The sequence below is a fragment of the Bacteroides sp. MSK.20.82 genome (genome assembly GCF_019052485.1).
Lineage (GTDB): Bacteria > Bacteroidota > Bacteroidia > Bacteroidales > Bacteroidaceae > Bacteroides > Bacteroides thetaiotaomicron.
This window is the reverse complement of sequence record NZ_JAHQUN010000046.1, coordinates 1-19,983: the sequence shown is the minus strand read 5'-3', so window position 1 is coordinate 19,983 and position 19,983 is coordinate 1. Positions and strand designations below refer to the sequence as shown.

The window sequence follows — 19,983 nt, the reverse complement described above, 5'->3', positions numbered from 1 at the left end:
ATTTCAGTTATGAAACAAATTAAGAAATTAGGCCTGGTAGTAGTAGTAACACTACTATTATCCGCAACAATGGCATTTGCCGCAAAACCGAATATCCACATCCTTGCTACCGGAGGAACCATTGCCGGAACAGGAAGCTCGGCTACGGGTACCAGCTATACGGCAGGACAAGTTGCTATCGGTGCATTGCTGGATGCAGTCCCCGAAATCAAAGATATCGCCAATGTAACCGGCGAACAGATTGTGAGAATCGGTTCACAGGACATGAATGACGAAGTCTGGCTGACACTTGCCAAGAAAATTAACGAGTTATTGAAACGACCGGATATCGACGGAATTGTGATCACTCACGGAACGGATACGATGGAAGAGACTGCTTACTTTCTGAATCTGACGGTCAAAAGTGACAAGCCTGTTGTATTGGTAGGTGCCATGCGCCCGTCTACAGCATTAAGTGCCGATGGTCCGCTGAATCTTTATAATGCTGTAGTTACCGCAGCAGCCAAAGAATCAAAAGACAAAGGTGTACTGGTTGCCATGAACGGCCTGATTCTGGGTGCAGAAAGCGTAGTCAAAATGAACACGGTCGATGTACAGACTTTCCAGGCTCCCAACTCCGGTGCATTGGGATATGTACTGAACGGTAAAGTATGCTACAATCAGATCACACTGAAGAAACATACCACCCAATCCGTATTTGATGTCACCAAACTGACTTCATTGCCCAAAGTCGGCATCGTATACAGCTATTCCAATATCGAAGCCGATATGATGACTCCGTTGCTCAACAACGGATATAAAGGAATCATTCATGCAGGAGTCGGCAACGGTAATATTCATAAAAACATATTTCCGTCATTGATAGACGCCCGCAGAAAAGGCATTGTAGTTGTTCGTTCTTCCCGCGTACCGACTGGTCCTACCACCCTCGATGCGGAAGTGGATGACGCCAAGTATCAGTTTGTAGCCTCTCAGGAATTGAATCCACAAAAGTCACGTGTACTATTGATGCTTGCGCTGACCAAAACCACGGACTGGAAACAAATTCAGGAATACTTTAACGAATACTAAAAACCGGACCTACTTATGAAAAAATTAATGTTTATGCTACTCCTTGCGGGTAGCATACAGGCAATGTATGCCCAAAAGTTCTCCCCAAACACTCCTCTTTTCGAGGAACTGACAGACGTAAAAAAGAAAACGGATAAGTTCAACTTATACCTGAATATGCAAGGAAGTTTTGACGCTCATTTCCAAAATGGATTTCAGGAAGGTGACTTCAATATGCACCAGCTCCGCATCGAAGCGAAAGGAAATATCAACAACTGGCTTTCTTACCGTTACCGCCAGCGTCTCAACCGCTCGAACGACGGAAACAATATGATAGACAACCTCCCGACCTCCATCGACTGGGCAGGTATCGGTATCAAGCTCAACGATAAGTTCAACCTGTTTGCCGGTAAACAAAGTGCCAACTATGGCGGCTTCGAGTTTGACCTCAACCCGATCGATGTCTATCAATATTGTGATATGATCGATTACATGAGTAACTTCCTGACCGGTCTGAATGCAAGTTATAACATTACTCCCGATCAGCAACTTAATCTGCAGATATTGAACAGCCGCAATAGCTCTTTCGACAACACTTATGGAATCACAGAGGATGCGGAGGGTAATCTCCCCGATCTGAAATCCGGAAAAATGCCGCTGGTCTATACCTTAAACTGGATTGGCAATTTTAATAATGTATTTAAAACCCGCTGGTCGGCCTCTGTGATGAACGAAGCCAAAGATCATAATATGTATTACTATGCTATAGGAAATGAACTGAATCTCGGAAAGTGGAACGCCTTTGTCGACTTCATGTACTCAAAAGAAGAGATTGACCGTAAAGGGATTATCACCGGCATCGTCGGTCGCCCGGGCGGACACAATGCGTTTGATACAGGTTATTTATCCGTAGTAGCCAAGTGTAACTACCGTTTCCTCCCAAAATGGAATGCCTTCGTGAAAGGAATGTATGAAACGGCTTCCGTAACCAAAGCCTCCGAAGGGATAGAAAAAGGTAACTACCGTACCTCCTGGGGGTATCTGGCAGGTATCGAATTTTATCCGATGGAAACCAACCTGCATTTCTTCGTGACCTATGTAGGACGTTCTTATGACTTCACCTCCCGTGCCAAAGTGCTGGGACAAGAGAATTACAGTACCAACCGGATTTCGGTAGGATTCATCTGGCAGATGCCGGTCTTTTAATATTGTATGAGAATAAAAAATACCCGATAGCTTTCACACAGCTATCGGGTATTTTTATATGTTCGGTTTCTTTTTCTAAATCAATACTCTTCCTCGTTAAAAAAGAAATCTTCTTTACTAGGATAATCCGGCCAAATATCTTCGATACTCTCATAGATTTCGCCTTCATCTTCCATCTCTTGCAGATTCTCTATCACTTCAAGAGGAGCACCCGAACGCATAGCGTAATCAATCAATTCGTCCTTGGTCGCCGGCCAGGGAGCATCTTCCAGTTTCGATGCTAATTCCAATGTCCAATACATAATCTTGAGTATTAAAAAGTGAATACTTATTTTCTATTTTTCGGCAAAAGTATAATAAAATCTATCATTTCCAACTATTATCCCAGAATATTTCACTATTTTGTTCATCAAAATTAATTTTTCGGGATAAAACAAACAAATAATCTGATAATCTGTTGACAAAAGCTAACACTTCGGGAGAAATTGTACAAGTTTCGGACAGAGTCAGAATGCGACGTTCGGCTCTTCGACAAATCGTACGGCACACATGGCAAATAGCCGCTCCACGGCTACCTCCGGGTATGATAAAGGCACAAAGTTCGGGCAGTTGTTCATCCAGTTTATCAATTTCGCGCTCGATGCGTTCCACATCCTCCGAAGTAAGGATACTGGCGGCTTTCAGTTGTGTTTTTTCCTGGTCAGTTGCCAGATGTGAACCGATAGAGAATAGCTTATGCTGTATACTCAGGATAAAATCCCGGTCTGCCTCATCCAGCAAATACGTATTCAACCATCCCAGATGGGAATTAAGTTCGTCAATTGTTCCGTATGCTTCCAAACGAATATGGGTCTTCGGAACGCGGCTTCCGCCGACAAGACTGGTAGTTCCTTTGTCACCGGTCTTTGTATATACAAGGCTTTTTTTCATAAACGTCTATTTTTCATCATTACTATATATAAGATTAACGTATAAAGGTGATCAGAAGTTGACGATATAATGCTGTTTAATCTTTGTTGTATCAAAAAAAAGCAAGCCTGCATCATACAAGTCAAAAGTGATTCCCACCCGCTCATCATTCTGTAACTGTTTCCAAAGATTTTTCATTGCCTTTGAATAGCAGATCCCATGAACGACAAACAAACTATTCGAAGTAGTCCGACGGGAACAGATGTTAAAAACTTCTTCCAGCAAAGCCGGATTCCGATAGTCATTCAGATACAGAAAGTCTACCGGAGTATCGGCATCTAAAAAGAGTTCTGATAAGTCGGAAGCAAAAAGATACCCGGCAGAAGGTTTGGCTGATTGTAAATATAAGGAGGCTGCCGAGGGCTTTCCTACTTCTATGATAGTGGCCGGTTGCACTTTATTCACCAGGCGGAACAACAGACGGTTGATTCTTGGTATTCCTTTCTCCCACCCCTGTGTTATGATTCGCTTTTTCTGTTCCACCTTCAGCAGGTCATATGCATAATAAGGCATCTTCTCATAAATCACGTCCGTGATCAGACTGAAAGCAAAAGGAGAGTGCACACCATATCCACAACGGTAGCGGAAACGGGAGAGCCAGATAAAAGGTCTTTTTAGGTAATACAGAAGATTCATAAACCAGTCTTTCATTTTTTTGTTCGTGGCGCAAAGATATATTATTTTATTGAAAAAAGGGCCGGCTCCCGCGGTGGACCGACCCTTTTAATCATTTATTTCAAGTAACTACTGCAGTCTGAATACTACAGGTACAGTATATTTTACTCGAACTTTCTTACCGTTCTGCACTCCAGGCTTCCACTTAGGCATTCCACTTATCACACGGATAGCTTCTTTATCCAAATAAGCATCTACCCCTCGTACAACTGTCGGACTAGTAATCGATCCGTCTTTGTCTACGACAAACTGAACAATTACACGTCCTTGTGAGCCCATCTCCTGAGACATTGTCGGATATTTGATATGAGTACTCAAATATTTCAGCAATTCAGCTGAACCACCGGGAAATTCGGGCATGACTTCAACACTTACGTGAATAACGTCCTCCACCACTTCTTCTGTTTCCACAACCGGCGGTATCCAAACAACCTTGTAAGGTTCATTCACATTGTCCGGCACTACTGAAACGTTATCCGTCACCTCTTCGGTATCATCTACTATTTCGATCCATTCGGATTGCTTGATTTCCGGTGGAGGAGGCGGTTCCAGTTTTTCTTCCGGGAATGTAATTGGAACGAGCTCCGTTACAAAGATGGATTCATCATCAGATGATACTGCCGCAACTCTTACATCATGCTGTGTCCATTCGAACGATACGAACATGAAAGCAAGCGCAACAACCAAACCCATCAACAACCAAGAACCTCTTTGATTCTCAATTGCAGCCTTTTTTGATTTTTTGGCTTCCATAAAAAATGTGTTTAAGTAATTAATAATAGAAAATATATAGTATATATACTACTTTTCGTTTTCTGTCTTAAGCATTACTTAAAGTGCTCTCTAGCTGCAATAAATATAGTATTTTTATGGATAGGATGTAACTTTGCTTCTTGTTTATTTTATTCTTTTTCCTTCTTTTGGATAAAATTTATGAATATGACTCCAAGTTATTCCAACTAGCAATACCAAGCATTTCAGTTTAAAAATCAAGTAGTATACTAGTAATCATACTAATAGGAAAGGAACAGTCTTCATTACAATAGATATTCTAACAATTGTTCTGATTAAACCAAAAAGAAAATAAATGTATATGAGAGCATGTTACGCATGCTTATCTTTCGTTTCATCAGCTTCCTTCACTTTCTTCCCGCCAATAATATTCAGAATAATATTCATAGCCCCCTTTCCCACGAAAGAAGTACCTACCACGACAACTTTGGGCAAAGACTTCAACGCCTCCTTCACAGCTACACGCTTTGCTTTTCTTTTAGCTTTGATTCCATTTAATGAATTCATTCCATCAATCAGATAGTTACGCGTCACATAACCGATACGTAAAGTCATCAACGAATTCACGATTCCATCGCATATCGAGCCGATGACTACACCCGGTATTTTCACATTAGACAGAATGCTCAAAAAGCCGGTATCTCCCGAAACGGTATCACCAATGTCATCCAAATCAACATCGGCAGCGTCAACAGAAGCATCGGAAATATCGATATCGGACGCTGCATCCGAAGATTGATCCGCTAATGAGCCGAAGGGAGCAACCGAGCCCATATCTTTAAATACTTCGGATACAACAAATGTCATTAATGAAGTAACCAGAATATTGACATACTGCCGGAACAACTGTTGCCTCGTAGGCCGGAAACCGGAAGCTACAATCACATCCTCTATCATTTTATAATTCATATAAAGCACAGATACCGTGTCCAGCTTTCCATTCTGCGAAATTGCCGTAATCATAAAGACAGATTTCGCCCATTCTATAATACGACGATTAATACCAATGATACGAACCGAATGCATATCTTCTGTACGCGGACCTGAAGTTTCTTTCAGTTCTCCCCCTTCAATACGCAATTTCAGCTCTTCGCTTATGATTTGCACCAGTTCTTCCCTGCTCGTTGCATAACGTTCCAAACCTTCAAGCAATCTCTGCTGATGCAGTTTTCTTAACTCGGGACAGGACTTATCCTTAGGTATATAATTGCAGTTATCCGCCAGTTTGTGTCCAAACGCAACAAGTTGTGCAGTATTCCACTCCCCATCAATAGACAAAGCCGGAATCTGCGGAGCACGATGCACCCGAACGACCGGACGTATAACGACAACATAAAATACAACCAGAATCAAAGTGTAAAAAGCATACTCTGCCCACGCGACATGCGATAAGGAGGCTATTTTCTCACCAATAATAATGATGTTACCCAACAATAATATCACAAAAGAGCCCAAAAACAGGAGTGTGATAATTAATAAATTTCGTTTCATAGGCTTATTCTTATCTTATTGAATCCTTAAAACTCTGAACTTGTGCATTTATTGACCGAAGCAACGCATCCTTCCTGTCAAATTCTTCTTTATCAGACACCAGCGCATTCAGATACATTGTTTTTTGTTGTTCCAAAAAATCAATGATACTTTGTTTGCGTACAGGCACATACTGATCGTAAAGGTCATTAGCCGCCTTATATATACTCTTCCCGACAGTCAGCTGAAGATATCCTTTGATCGTTTTCCCGGTATGCGTATGATCGATTCCGGTGATACATTCCATCGCTTTCCTCAGAAAACTCTGAATTTCCATTGTCGAATAAGTCCCGAACGGATTGGGTATTCCGATATGCGGAACTGTCGGATTATTAATATTCTTCACATCAAAAGCTCCCTGCAAATCAAAATCGACCGCAGGAAAATTTGTCACTTGCGGCACTGAATCAAAAAGTGCACAACCTTTTTGCTTCAGAAAAGTATTCATCTTCTCTATAAAAGCCACATCATCTTTCAAGTTAGAGAGTTTCCGCAAATACTGCCGGACCAAGCTATGTTCATGGGAATCAAGGAATTTACTTTTTATCGCCGCTGACGAATCAGTCATAAACTTTGTGACAAGGCTGCGTGTAGCATCCTTCCCCTTCGCTCCACCAGCAAATGCGGAATTGCATCCGGAATCATAATACTCCCTAACGATTTCAGTAAACTCTTTCAAATCATCATCCATATAGACTTGCACCATTTTTCTAAAATCGCTCCCATCGTAACTAAGTTCACTCGCCTGACGGAGTAACTCGTCAAACGAAGTTGCCGCAGCCTGATATTCTATATCGATTGCTTCCTGTTGACCAATTGATTCTCCGACTAAATTATCCAGTTTTTCCAACTGATTCAGCGTTCTTCCGATTACACTTCTCAGGCGTATATCAGTACTATTGGAGATCACCTTGCCATACAAATCCTTCTCAAATCTCTGAAACTTCGCAGCTTCTTCCTGAAGATCCGCCATTCCCGCATAGCTAGCAGCATCCGCCACTTTTCCCAAGTTCAAACTATATATATTCTCCTTCAACTGGAAGTTACGTCTGCCCATTTCATTCTCGGCAAATTCTACCTGTACCTTAATTACAGCCTGCTTCTCCTCTTCCGAATGCCAGTAAGCCGCTTCAAACACATTATGCAGAAGACAAACCGGAACTTTCGGATTATTCTCCTGCAGCAACTTCAGAAAACGATTGGAAACCTTCGATATAGCAGAATTTGAACTTTGCACAAATATCACGAAATCTGCCCTTTGAGAGATCGTTTCATAAATAGGATTATCCAAATTCGCATACCCGCCATCCAGCCCGGGCATATCCACCAGAAATATATTATCTTTCAAAAGCTCCCCACCGGAAGTTGTTATGGATGTCACCAGCGTATGATCTGTATTTATCACGCTTTCTTCCAAAGCTAACGAAACACACTCCTCCAGATTAGCATCATTCAATTCTTTCTTTTCAATGCTTATCTCGGAAATGTTTTCCAGTTTCTCAAATCCGCGCAGGCTATCAATGACCGAATCAAACTGTTCTACTTTTCTGGCTTTATCAGCAACAGAAAAAATACGGGTAATGGATTCCTCCTGTCCTTTTGAAATAATGGACGGACGCACCGTACACTCCAAGAAATGAGTGGGGCTGACGTGAGCATGTGCTATGAGATTTACTAAAGTAGATTTTCCTGATTTCACGGGTCCAACCACTAATATAAGAAAAGATCCTCCGTCAAACTCAGAAACACGATTATTTAGTTTCTGAGTTGATTTACAAACAGCCTCCAAATCTTTTATTCCCCTTACTGACTCCAAAGTTGACATCAATTCCTTAGATCTGCTCTTCAGTATATTCAAGAATATCTTAAGCTCCGACGAAGACATTGTTTCCACTCTTTCTTCTATAAATTTGTATTTACCCATAAACGAGATTTAAATAATGGTACAACCGACTATTCACATGTCATTTTAATAATGATGATAAAGTTAGCAGTTTGTCGGGAAATAAAAAATGTATAGAGCACAAAGATTGCATAATAATTGAAAGTTCGTCAAAGTTTTATGGATTCAAGTTCAATTCATCAACAAAAAGTTTCTTCATATCCGCAAAAAAGAATATATTTGTTCATTAACATAGAACACTCTAAATTCAGCACTTATGAAACCAATTATCTTACTATTCATATTAATATTCTTCCCCTATATAGTATTCTGCCAAAGCAGTAATGACGAATATTTTATATTAACCGAATATTATTATAATGATGAAGGAAAACAAATACTCATCCCTACAGACAGTATAGAATATCATCGTATTACTAATAAAGATCATTCTATGTGGGGATTCAAAAACAAAGAAGGGAAGATAATGATACCACCCGGAAAATATAGTTTTTTGAATCCTATAGATGAACATGGAATGATACTTGCCCAAAAAGATGGCAAGGAAGGCTATATAGATATTACAGAAAAGGTGCTGATTCCTTTTATTTATGATAATGTCGGAGTCTTCTCTACAGATGTGGAATTGGCCAGTGTCATAAAAGATGGCAAACAGGGATTTATCAACCGGAAAGGAGAAGTCATCATTCCGCTGGAATATGACGGAAATTCATACAATACAAATTTCCACTCAGGAGTTGCCATTTTAACTAAAAACAAAAGATATGGAGTAATAAACGCTCAAAACAACATCATAATCCCATTTGAATATGAAAAAATAAAGTATTCGGATAATCAAGATTGCCTTATCGTAACAAAAGACTACGATTGGGCAACCTATTCTTTTGAAGGGAAACAGCTCTCTGAATTTGATAATTATTTTATCATATCCAGACCATTATCAGCCATCCCTTCCAACAAAACAAACCTTCCACTGCTGATTACAACAGATGAAATGAATGTATATCTAGACAAGACTCAATACTTAGAAGAAATAGAACAAAACAAAAGATCGGATAACACACCTGTAGAAAACAAATTTGCATATATTGATAAAACTAAAAAGGTAGTTGTACCTTTCGGAACATACGATTATGCCACCCCTTTCGGATTGGGAAGAAAAGCCATTGTTGCGAAACAAGGAGCATTTGGTATTATCGACGAATATGGTAAACCCATTCTGCCTCTGAGTTTCGATTTCATAGAGCAGCCTTCTGAATATGCCAATATATTTTTGGCAACCAAGGGGCAAACAGTAACAGTCTATAATCAAAACGCCCAAATAATTCCAATAAAAGGCATTGAATCTTACGAATGCAGAGACAATCACATTATTATTTCAAATATTCACAATAAGAAAGGACTTCTTGATTATGATGGAACGCAGTCAATACCCTTTAAATATGACACACTTTACACTTCCCGCTCTATTTCTGTCATAGATTTCATTGCCAGAAAAGGTGATACATATGGCTATATTTCTAGAAAAGACGAAATAATCAAGCCTTTTACATACAAACACATATATGGACTGAAAGATGATCTTGTTTTTGTGAATGCTGACGGCAAAGCCGGAATGTATGATAAAGAAGGAAATATAAAATTAGCTTTTGAATATGACAGCATCTGCGATACTCACTATAATAATTTTGAGCCAGAAGAAAATAAATACATCGTTATTAAAAATGGGAAGGTGGGTACGGTTGATATTCACAATAAGGTCATTATACCAATTATATACGATGAACTATCCGGATGGGTGGAATATGGTCCTGAGGCACATTTTGCAAAAAAAGATGGCAAATATGGATTGATATCCTACGAGGGACAAATTATTATCCCTTTGGAATACGAATATGTCGATTTACCGGTAGCAGGCATTATTGTTGTTCGCAAAAATGGAAAGTATGGGGCTTTATCATGGAAAAACAAAGAAATACTACCTTGTATATATGACAGGATCATTAATGATATGCCTATAGAAAGTATTGGAGATACAAGAGAACCTAAATTGATTGTTTTGTCAAATGGCAACTGGAATTATTATGATAAAAAAGGAGACATCATCCGTAAAAATGTTCCCAAAGAAGTAATAATGGAAAGTTATGGACACAGAATAGAGCGGGGTGAACCATCTAACGAAAACCTTGATTTTGGAATGAAACGGGCAAAAAAATAAAAGAACCTGCAAGTTTGTCTTAAAAATGCAGACTGCATTTTTTTATAATTGGATAATAAATTCTTGCCGAATGCAAAATATAGAAAATTCTCTTTGATACTCACAACTCAAATATCCTTTATCATATATTATTGTATTATCTTCTCATATTTTAGGCACAAGACTAATTATCAATAGACTAACTGTAAAAGGCAGAAAGCATCGTCAATCATACAAAGCACATAAAAGTCATATTTTGCTCTTTATTGAACAGTATTTTTCCAAAACTATAAAAGGGCTGCGTTAAATTTGCATCTGAAAAAGTACGTTAACATTTTAAATTCTAAAAAGTATGCATTTATCTAACACATTACCCCATAATAATCGTATAGAAATAGCTGATGTGCTACGTGGGTTCGCTGTAATGGGAATTACACTTATCCATTTTATCGAACGGTTTAGTCTCAATAGCTTTCCGGAAGAGACCTGTAACTTTCTGATATTTACGGATAGGGTAATTTGGGATAGTGTATTTTTCACCTTTTCCGGTAAGGCATACTGCATCTTTGCGTTGCTTTTTGGATTTAGTTTTTTTATTCAAGACAATTCACAAAAACTTAAAGGGAAAGATTTTCGTGGGCGGTTTGCCTGGCGGTTAGTATTACTTCTTTTTATAGCTTGTATTAATTCGGCTTTATTTCCGGGTGAAATATTGGTACTCTACGCCTTGCTTGGTTATGTACTGATCGCAGTCTGCCGACTCTCTACCCGAACAGTCACGATCATAGCAGTCATTCTTCTACTTCAACCTATTGAATTGGGACAAATAATTTATGCACTCATCAACCCCGACTATATGATTAATGCTGATCTTGATGCTCCATACTGGGAGTTAGTCAATGCTGCTCAGAAAGAAGGTTCTTTCCTCAAAATGTGCAAAACTGCCATTTGGACGGGTAATGTTGCTAATATGGGGTGGATGCTCTTACATGGAAGGGTTACCCAAACCGCAGGATTATTTATGGTAGGTATGATCATAGGACGCAGCAATGTATTTCTCTACTCAGAAAAAAATATAAAAATCTGGCTTAAAGTATTCATCATAGCCGTTACAGCATTTTTCCCTCTTTATGGTTTGATAGATATACTTCCCGACTTTATAAGCAGGGAGGCACTACTTGTACCTTCTGTCCTTCTACTGAAATCACTTTCAAATATTGCATTTACCGGAATCATGTTTGCAGGGATTATACTCGTTTATTACCTGACAAAACTGAAACATGTCCTTCATAAATTTGCACCTTATGGCCGCATGAGTCTGACAAACTATCTATCGCAATCTTTGATCGGAGGATTCTTGTTTTACAATTGGGGATTAGGTCTTTATCTGCATACAGGCATTACAGCATGCATTCTTATTGGTGTATGCGTATTCTTTTTACAATACTTTTTCTGTAATTGGTGGCTTTGCTCACATCGTCAGGGACCATTAGAGTGGTTATGGAAAAAGGCAACCTGGATAAACTGGAAACCTAACAACTAAAACATAAAGCTGAATCCTCTTTCCCGGAAAGTATGATCCCTTTCAATCTCCAAAGAAAGGGATTTTTTCAGTTGTGTTGCCATAAAGTCCAAGAAAGGCTGACTGGTTTCCTCATCTTGCGACTGCTGTAAAGAAAGTATATAATCGGCTCTATCTTCCTTAAATATCTTTGCAGGGAAAAGACGATAGCAGAATTGAATATAGTTCATTAATAAACGAGCCGCTCTACCGTTACTGTCCACCCATGGATGAATAGTTACTAAATTAAGATGAGCGTTGAAACTCAATTCATATTGTTCCCGAAGTGTATTCATTAACTTTTGCCGTTCTTGCAATATAGAACATAATTCTTCTACTTTTGCAGGCACTTTCTGATAACTCATATAAGAACGGCCACCCACACCAGCCGTAACACCACACAAACGAAACTCGCCTTTGGAAGAATCGAAAGAACCGCCTATTGTATTATGTACGCTTCCAGTGGTACGCATAAGAGTAGCATTTAGCTTTTGTAACAAGGAAGAAGTAATATCAACACCCTGCACACTTTCTTCTTTAGCAAGTTCGTATGCATTCTTCAAATCCTCATTCATCAAATGATAAACCAATGGCTTTCCTTTGGCAGTCACTCCTTCATCAAAGAGAAGTTGAGTATCCATCTCAGTGAGTGTAGAACCTTCAATAGCTGTAGAATGAGTAATAAGAGAATAAAGGTAGTACTTTTCATAGTCTACCAACTGACCGATACCGAGTTTCTGAAATTCTTGATACAGTTTTTCTATCTCCTGCCAAATACTCTTTTCCATAATAGGCTATCTTTAATTCGATCTTCTTCCCAAAAATACTCCGAGTTTATACTCCGACAAAAGGAAACGACATATTTATTTAAAGAAAAGTTTTTGTTTAAAGGTGGTGGAATAATTTAGGAACAATCACTTTATAACAAAGAAAGCCAAGTAATTGATTATTCAATACTTGACTTTCTTTGTGGCACCCTTAACCGTTCTGTTCTCGAACCAATTCCTACATGATTTGGACCTAATTTATGAATTAAAATCTTGGATACCAAATCCATAATCACCAATCTTATCTTACAACAATATAATCTGATTATTTTTTCATTTTCGAAATATACAATAGCTCTTCCATTGTCAAACGATATACCACCTTAACATCGTCAATATATTTTCTTTTAGCATTATATTGAATTTTATGTGCAGAGAAATTTCCAAGCTGCCTAAAAGTGTCCAATAATTCTTGACTCTCTTTTGCTAAAGAAAAAGGTTTATTGCTTAAGGTATAGTTAATTATATAACTCAACCCTTTATACTCTCCGCTGGCTTCTTGTATTAATCCTATTTTACCAATAGCTTCGTAAGAATGAATGAGTAATATTTCTAATAATCTTCGCATAAGAATAGCACACCCGTCATAGATATTATATTCATAACTCGCATTTATTTGTTTACAAAGACATTCAATATACCCCCTTGTTTCTTCATATAATATTTTAGGAATAATTCTATCATCAGAAATAATTGTTTCATCTTTTAATATCAAATCACAGAATTGAGCATCCAATTTTTCAATTAGCTCACGATTTGGTTTATATGTCCCAATAGTTTTACCTGCAATAATACCCTTTGATTTTCTCAAATCATTTTTTAGGTATGTTGGATTGTATTTAGGCAAATCACAAGCCTCAAAATATTTATTTATCATTTTTATATCACAGCCATCTGGAAACATTTTATAGTGCAACCATATAAAGGCCGATGCTTTATCTATTTTTTTAGCATATTCACGACAAATTGCATACAACAATGACTGTGTATTCAAATCCATAAGATTATTTTTTCTTAGAAAGAGACTTCTTCTTAGTTCTTGTCACAGACTTTCCTAAAGCAATTAATGAAATTTGTTCTTTTCCCTTGGAGGTAATGGAAAATTTAGTTTTATTTAGTGCTGTAATATATTCTGCTTTAAGCAAATTATTAAGTGCTGAAGATAAATTTTTAGTTCGTGTAGGCGTATGAATATCATATTCTTTATAACCATCTATCAAAGCTAATCTCTCAACTGGTTGAGTACCTTTATTAGATTTAAAATAAAAAACTAATAATAAAATATCCATTTCACTTTTCGCAAATCCTTTAGTCATTAGCTCATATATTGAAGGAACATCTGGCTCACAGTTATCGACTTCCACCACTTCTTGAGAGTGTGGTATGTGTGATTCAATTTGGGCAAAAGTGGTAGGTGTCAAATTGGAGACATTAGCTTGATTAGAAATAGAACTTATAGCATTATTTGTCTCTATTAGTTCAAATCTATCCAGCAAGTGTTTAATTACTCTTACCTTTGCATTATTCTCAATCAAAGAAAGTGCTTTTGCACATTTAGCAATAGCTTCTGATTCTAAATCGTCATCGTAAACTCCCATAATTAGATTTATTTTGTGCAAAAATAATTAGTTTTTTTTTCATTACGAAATATTAATAAAGATAATTGCGAATTTCAGTTAAGCATAAAATACATCCATACCCCTACCTTTCATTTTTCTTCTTTAGAAGAAGAGTTCTATAGTATATACCGAACCAATTCTTATAACAAAGTAGTTGACTTAATATATCAGCAAACCAACGAGTTACGAGGGACAGAAAAGAAAAGCGGAGAGAGTTTTTCAACTTTCTCCGCTTCAGTACCCAGACCCGCATTTGAAATAATTAAAGTGGGGAAAATGTGAGTAAAAAGAAAAAATGCGGAAAAACACTGCAATCACACTGTATTTCAACATGTTACAATCCTATTAAATTTCAATCCAAGTTAATCGAATTGCAAAATATCTAGCAGATGTGGGGAAAATGTGGGGAAAATATCTATATTTGCAGCAGAGTAAAATTCAACCTGAAAGTCTATGAAAGTAACCTTTATCATTAAAAAAGCAGCCAAACGATATGATACAGAATCCATGGCTACAATCTATGTCCGTTTTAGAAACGGAAGGCAGTTAGACTCCGTTGCTCCTACTCAGTTAGCCATCAATCCCAATCTATGGGATGATAAAGACGAATGTGTAAAAACGAAAGCTGTCTGCAATGAAGAAATGCGTACCCATATAAATGAAGAGATACGCCAGTTGAAAACCTATATCGAGAAGGTATATCAACAAGAAAAGGAAGCAATAGACAAAGAATGGCTAAAAACAACACTTGATAAATTTTACCATCCTGAAAAATATTTTTTGCCGGAGGAAGTGGTTATCAAGCCTACCATTGGAGAACTATTCGATGAATTTCTAAACAAGCACCCTTTGTCGGAGGTACGAAAGAAAAATTTCCGGGTTGTCAAAAGAGCCTTACTGCGTTATGAACTATATGTAAGGGCTACAAAGAGAGGACAAAAGGGCTTTATCTTTGACGTGGATTTGGTAACACCTGACACGCTTCGGGATATGTGGGATTTCTTTCAGAACGAATACCAGTATTATGAACTTTACCCGAGCATTTATGAAGCCATTCCCGAAAAGAGGACACCACAGCCCAGAAGCAAGAACACGCTGATAGACTGTTTTTCAAGAATACGTACATTCTTCCTGTGGTGCTTCGATAACAAGCGTACCACAAACAGACCTTTCGACAAATTCCCAATAGAAGAATGTACATACGGTACACCTTATTATATAACACTTGAAGAGAGAGATAGAATTTTCAATGCCGACCTTTCAGCTACCCCACAACTGGCAATACAGAGAGATATATTCATATTTCAGACACTGATAGGATGCAGAGTGAGCGACTTGTACCGAATGACCAAACTAAATGTGGTCAATGAAGCCATAGAGTATATTCCCAAGAAAACCAAAGAGGGGAATCCGGTTACGGTACGTGTTCCACTTAACGACAAAGCGAAAGAAATCCTTGAACGCTACAAAGAATATGAGGGGAAACTATTGCCGTTCATATCCGAACAAAAGTACAATGACGCCATAAAAAAGATATTCAAGTTGGCTGGAGTTGACCGCATCGTAACAATCTTAGATCCGTTGACGCACAACGAAATCAAACGACCGATTTATGAAGTGGCAAGCAGCCACTTGGCAAGACGTACTTTTATCGGCAATATCTATAAAAAAGTGAAAGACCCGAACCTTGTTTCCGCACTGTCGGGACACAAGGAGGGAAGCAAGGCTTTCAGACGATACAGGGATATTGACGAAGAAATGAAGAAAGACCTTGTAAAACTATTAGACTGATACTTGTATGGGACAACAGGAATATGACAATTTCAAAAGACTGATAAAGGAATGGCTCGACAGCCATCCGGATGAATATGCCGATTTCGTAGAAGAAATGAACGACAAGAAGTTCAAAGGGTTCTTCAATATTTTCAATACGGCTGTAAGGCTTGTTCCGAAATATAAAGAAGCAGCACGCAAGAGAATAGGCGATGATAGAAACCCTGATTTCGAGGAACTGGAAAATGTTCTTTTACAATCAGACCTTGCCGAGAAAATAGTGAATGAGTTTCATACCCCGAACAAGAGAAGCATTGTTCCTGCCATGCTTGCATGGCTCTATTACGGACGAAGCTATGAGTGCATGGTGGAACAGGGTGAGGAACTGACCAAAAGAAAGGATATTCCCACCTTATACAAATGGCTTGTTTCCGGCATGGTCAAATTCATTATCAGAAAAAGCATCGCCAATGGCATGAGAACCAAAGAGGACTGGCAAGTATTCAGGAAGCAACAGAAAGCCATTGAGGAAAACTCTCTTGTGGAATGGGCAATAGAAGAAGATGAAGACATGGACGAGGAAGAAACAGATATGTTGCAGGAAGAACAGCCAAAGACCGCAGGACGCAAAGCCGACACACGCACGTTGCCAGAACTTCTGATAGAAAGGCATGACATACTGATTGAAAGAATTGGCACACGATTGAAAACCCATGCTACGGAAACAGATATAGCACGGCTGTTTATCGCACTGGTGGAATACCGCTTCATGCGGAAGTGTCCCATCAAGACTTTCAGAAACGCACTGCACGAGCAGTTCAAGGAACAAGAAATCGTCCACGAAAGAGGCATCCAGAAAGCATACAAAAATCTCATTTCACCACTTGGAAACAGCAAGAAACTGGTAAAAGACATTGGTGAAGACCATGAAGCCATCGAGGAATTGAAAGCCTATCTATCCAATTGAAACTCGTTTAATTCGCTTTTCGTTTTTACGAATTTAACGAATTGAATATCATTGTTTTACGATTGTTTTTCATTATATATTTGCGCCACTATCCTAATCGGGGTAGTGGCTTTTCGTTTATAATACTGCCGAAACGGGAAGTCTTACAACCGGCAGTTTCAAGAAGCCTATGACAGATTTATTGGCAATTATCCAAAACGGGAACGGCAACATCAAGTTGGAAGTAACAGGAGAAGATTTGCTATTATTCTCCAACCAGTTAATCAGCCGTGCGAAGCATGAACTTTCTACCGCCATTGCGGAAGCAAGAAAGGAGAAGTATCTAACCAAAGAGGAAGTGAAAAAGATGTGCGGTGTTTGTGATACCACACTCTGGCACTGGTCTAAGAAAAACTATCTGAAGCCTGTAAAGGTTGGAAACAAGGTCAGATACCGACAATCCGACATTCAGAGAATTTTAGGTGAACACAACCCTTTAATCTAAGCCTATGAAGGAGGAAGAATATATGCGCGTAGGAACAACTTTGTACAAGGTGGTCAATCAGCCATGCGCTAATGGCGGTTATGAAAAGAAACGTGTCGTATGGAACAACAGCACATTACGGCAGGACTATGGAAAGAATTATCTTGCCACCGTCCCCAAGTATGACGGCTTTTGCACTGTTCCCAACCATTTGAACTATCAAAAGGAGATTGAGGGATTTCTGAACCTTTACGAGCCTATAGAGCATAAACCGCAGCAGGGGGACTTCTCCCACATCCAATCCTTGATGCGGCACATCTTCGGGGAACAATACGAGCTGGGTATGGACTATATGCAACTGCTGTATCTACAGCCGACACAGAAGCTGCCTATTGTCCTACTTGTTTCAGAAGAACGCAACACAGGCAAAAGCACGTTCTTGAACTTCCTGAAAGCCGTGTTTGAGAACAACGTGACTTTCAACACCAACGAAGATTTCCGCAGCCAATTCAATTCCGACTGGGCAGGAAAGCTGCTAATCGTTGTGGACGAAGTTTTGCTCAACCGCAGGGAAGACAGCGAACGGTTGAAAAACCTGAGCACCACTTTCACCTACAAGGTGGAAGCCAAAGGCAAAGACCGAACGGAGATTGCTTTCTTCGCCAAGTTCGTGCTATGTTCCAACAACGAATATCTGCCCATACTCATAGACGTAGGAGAAACACGCTACTGGGTGCGGAAGATAATGCCGTTGCAGAGTGATGATACCAACTTTCTGCAAAAGCTAAAAGCGGAAATACCCGCATTTCTTTATTTCCTGACCCAAAGGGAACTATCCACAACACAGGAAAGCCGTATGTGGTTCAACCCAAGACTGACACATACCGCAGCCTTGCAGAAAATAATCCGAAGCAACCGCAACCGACTGGAAATAGAAATGACCGAGTTGTTGCTTGACATCATGTCGAACATGAACGTGGAAAGCGTATCATTCTGCCTGAACGACCTTGTAACCTTGCTACTCTATTCACAGGTCAAGGTTGAAAAGTATCAAGTGAGGAAAGTTGTGCAGGAAGTATGGAAACTTACTTCCGCACACAATTCGCTATCCTACACCGCTTATGAGTTCGCACCCCATCGTGAGTGCCACTATGAGCCGAAAAGGAAAACTGGTCGGTTTTATACGGTAACGAAAGAACAACTGACCGCTATCTAATTATTTTGATGAAATGATGAATAAGGGAAGTAATATATTGCCTTACAGATAGATATGTATTCATCAAACACTCATCAACAACGATTGCTGATGAAAAAAGAAAACATCATTTCTCTTTTGGCAAGCAATCTGATGAGAAAAAGATGAGCCGATATAACGCTGTTTAACAGTGTGTTAAATTCCAAATTCATCAAATCATCATTTTTTCATTCACCAACAAATCCGCAAGAAAATGACAATAGAAGAAGCTAAAAGCATACGAATAGCCGACTACCTGCACAGCTTGGGTTATTCACCAGTAAAACAACAAGGTATCAACCTTTGGTACAAATCTCCGTTTCGGGAAGAGAGTGAAGCATCGTTCAAAGTGAATACCGAACGTGAACAATGGTATGACTTCGGTTTGGGAAAGGGCGGAAACATCATTGCACTGGCTGCACATCTGTACGCTACCGACCATGTGCCTTACATCTTGAAACGGATAGCAGAGCAGACACCGCACGTGCGCCCGGTATCTTTTTCTTTTGGCAAGCAAAGCTCTTCTGAGCCGAGCTTCCAACAGTTGGAGATTGTTCCGCTGTCATCTCCTGCCCTGCTTGCCTACTTACAAGGTAGAGGAATAAATACAGAACTGGCGAAAAGAGAATGTAGTGAAGCCCGTTTCACCCACAACGGCAAGCGGTACTTTGCCATCGCCTTTCCCAATGCTTCGGGTGGGTTTGAGGTTCGCAACCGCTATTTCAAGGGCTGCATCGCTCCAAAGGAAATCTCCCACATCAGACAGTCTGGGAAAGCGAGGAATACCTGTTATGTGTTCGAGGGATTTATGGACTACCTCTCCTTTCTGACATTGAGACAGGAGAGCTGCCCAAATTATCCGGAGTTGGACGGACAGGACTATATCGTATTAAATTCCGTATCGAATGTGAATAAAGCTCTCTATCCGTTGGGCAGCTACGAACGCATCCACTGTTTTTTTGATAACGACCATGCAGGCATGGAAGCCCTCCAACAAATCCGCAAGGAATACGGCAGAGACCGATACATCCGTGACGCTTCACAGACTTACAGCGGATGCAAGGACTTGAACGAATACTTACAGAAACAGGCTGAGAAAAAAGGGAAGCTCCAATCCGTCAAAGAAGTGAGCAGCCAGTCACCGAAAAAGAAAAACGGCTTTCGGTTATAGCCCACTATAACTACACGCTCCGCTTTCGTAGTTGTGGGCTCTCCCG

18 protein-coding genes are annotated in these 19,983 nt (G+C 39.4%); 9 read left to right on the top strand and 9 right to left on the bottom strand.

Annotation, left to right across the window (positions count from 1 at the left end):
• Positions 1–9 precede the first annotated feature (9 nt).
• Positions 10–1,071 (top strand): L-asparaginase 2, encoded by a 1,062-nt coding sequence (gene ansB / locus KTR07_RS23045; RefSeq protein ID WP_113748102.1) that lies wholly within the window; start codon positions 10–12, stop codon positions 1,069–1,071.
• 15 nt (positions 1,072–1,086) lie between these two features.
• A complete protein-coding gene (locus KTR07_RS23040; protein ID WP_055221637.1) occupies positions 1,087–2,256 on the top strand; it encodes a porin in 1,170 nt (389 codons plus the stop codon).
• An 80-nt stretch (positions 2,257–2,336) separates the two neighbouring features.
• Here the strand turns inward: KTR07_RS23040 and KTR07_RS23035 are convergent, their stop codons facing one another.
• From KTR07_RS23035 to KTR07_RS23010, 6 genes are all read right to left on the bottom strand, one after another.
• Positions 2,337–2,558, bottom strand: a complete 222-nt coding sequence (locus KTR07_RS23035; RefSeq protein WP_002558131.1) for a DUF2795 domain-containing protein — start codon at positions 2,556–2,558, stop codon at positions 2,337–2,339.
• Between the two features lie 64 nt (positions 2,559–2,622).
• Positions 2,623–3,186, bottom strand: a complete 564-nt coding sequence (locus KTR07_RS23030; RefSeq protein ID WP_016268845.1) for a cob(I)yrinic acid a,c-diamide adenosyltransferase — start codon at positions 3,184–3,186, stop codon at positions 2,623–2,625.
• A gap of 51 nt (positions 3,187–3,237) precedes the next feature.
• On the bottom strand, positions 3,238–3,861 hold the full coding sequence (locus tag KTR07_RS23025; RefSeq protein WP_165938071.1) for a hypothetical protein: 624 nt from the start codon (positions 3,859–3,861) through the stop codon (positions 3,238–3,240).
• Positions 3,862–3,969: 108 nt separating this feature from the next.
• Positions 3,970–4,653 carry an energy transducer TonB gene (locus KTR07_RS23020; protein ID WP_113748100.1) on the bottom strand — a complete coding sequence of 228 codons (684 nt, stop codon included), beginning with the start codon at positions 4,651–4,653 and terminating at the stop codon, positions 3,970–3,972.
• Between the two features lie 351 nt (positions 4,654–5,004).
• A complete protein-coding gene (locus KTR07_RS23015; RefSeq protein WP_113748099.1) occupies positions 5,005–6,183 on the bottom strand; it encodes a hypothetical protein in 1,179 nt (392 codons plus the stop codon).
• A 10-nt stretch (positions 6,184–6,193) separates the two neighbouring features.
• Positions 6,194–8,047 (bottom strand): dynamin family protein, encoded by a 1,854-nt coding sequence (locus tag KTR07_RS23010; protein WP_225709839.1) that lies wholly within the window; start codon positions 8,045–8,047, stop codon positions 6,194–6,196.
• Positions 8,048–8,381: 334 nt separating this feature from the next.
• Here KTR07_RS23010 and KTR07_RS23005 point away from each other — a divergent pair, with 334 nt between their 5' ends.
• Both KTR07_RS23005 and KTR07_RS23000 read left to right on the top strand, forming a co-directional pair.
• A complete protein-coding gene (locus KTR07_RS23005; RefSeq protein WP_113748097.1) occupies positions 8,382–10,343 on the top strand; it encodes a WG repeat-containing protein in 1,962 nt (653 codons plus the stop codon).
• A 331-nt stretch (positions 10,344–10,674) separates the two neighbouring features.
• Positions 10,675–11,865 carry a DUF418 domain-containing protein gene (locus tag KTR07_RS23000; protein ID WP_113748096.1) on the top strand — a complete coding sequence of 397 codons (1,191 nt, stop codon included), beginning with the start codon at positions 10,675–10,677 and terminating at the stop codon, positions 11,863–11,865.
• Here the strand turns inward: KTR07_RS23000 and KTR07_RS22995 are convergent.
• From KTR07_RS22995 to KTR07_RS22985, 3 genes are all read right to left on the bottom strand, one after another.
• Positions 11,862–12,671: a Fic family protein gene (locus KTR07_RS22995; RefSeq protein ID WP_113748095.1), complete on the bottom strand. Its 810-nt coding sequence runs from the start codon at positions 12,669–12,671 to the stop codon at positions 11,862–11,864. The two genes, KTR07_RS23000 and KTR07_RS22995, sit on opposite strands and share 4 nt — an antisense overlap.
• Positions 12,672–12,975: 304 nt before the next feature.
• Positions 12,976–13,710: a DUF4145 domain-containing protein gene (locus KTR07_RS22990; RefSeq protein ID WP_005928873.1), complete on the bottom strand. Its 735-nt coding sequence runs from the start codon at positions 13,708–13,710 to the stop codon at positions 12,976–12,978.
• Positions 13,711–13,714: 4 nt separating this feature from the next.
• The gene (locus tag KTR07_RS22985) at positions 13,715–14,308 is read right to left on the bottom strand and encodes a hypothetical protein (protein ID WP_005928871.1); all 594 of its coding nucleotides are present in this window, start codon (positions 14,306–14,308) and stop codon (positions 13,715–13,717) included.
• Positions 14,309–14,782: 474 nt separating this feature from the next.
• Between KTR07_RS22985 and KTR07_RS22980 the strand changes: the two genes are divergently transcribed.
• The 5 genes from KTR07_RS22980 to KTR07_RS22960 all read left to right on the top strand — a co-directional run bounded on the left by KTR07_RS22980 (position 14,783) and on the right by KTR07_RS22960 (position 19,937).
• Positions 14,783–16,120: a site-specific integrase gene (locus KTR07_RS22980; protein ID WP_009037359.1), complete on the top strand. Its 1,338-nt coding sequence runs from the start codon at positions 14,783–14,785 to the stop codon at positions 16,118–16,120.
• Between the two features lie 7 nt (positions 16,121–16,127).
• The gene (locus KTR07_RS22975) at positions 16,128–17,069 is read left to right on the top strand and encodes a DUF6043 family protein (RefSeq protein WP_009037360.1); all 942 of its coding nucleotides are present in this window, start codon (positions 16,128–16,130) and stop codon (positions 17,067–17,069) included.
• Between the two features lie 169 nt (positions 17,070–17,238).
• Positions 17,239–17,553, top strand: a complete 315-nt coding sequence (locus KTR07_RS22970; RefSeq protein WP_007763424.1) for an AlpA family transcriptional regulator — start codon at positions 17,239–17,241, stop codon at positions 17,551–17,553.
• A gap of 4 nt (positions 17,554–17,557) precedes the next feature.
• Entirely contained in the window at positions 17,558–18,748 is a 1,191-nt protein-coding gene (locus KTR07_RS22965; RefSeq protein WP_014299551.1) for a primase-helicase family protein, read from the top strand.
• A gap of 232 nt (positions 18,749–18,980) precedes the next feature.
• On the top strand, positions 18,981–19,937 hold the full coding sequence (locus KTR07_RS22960) for a toprim domain-containing protein (protein WP_014299552.1): 957 nt from the start codon (positions 18,981–18,983) through the stop codon (positions 19,935–19,937).
• The last annotated feature ends 46 nt before the right edge of the window (positions 19,938–19,983 follow it).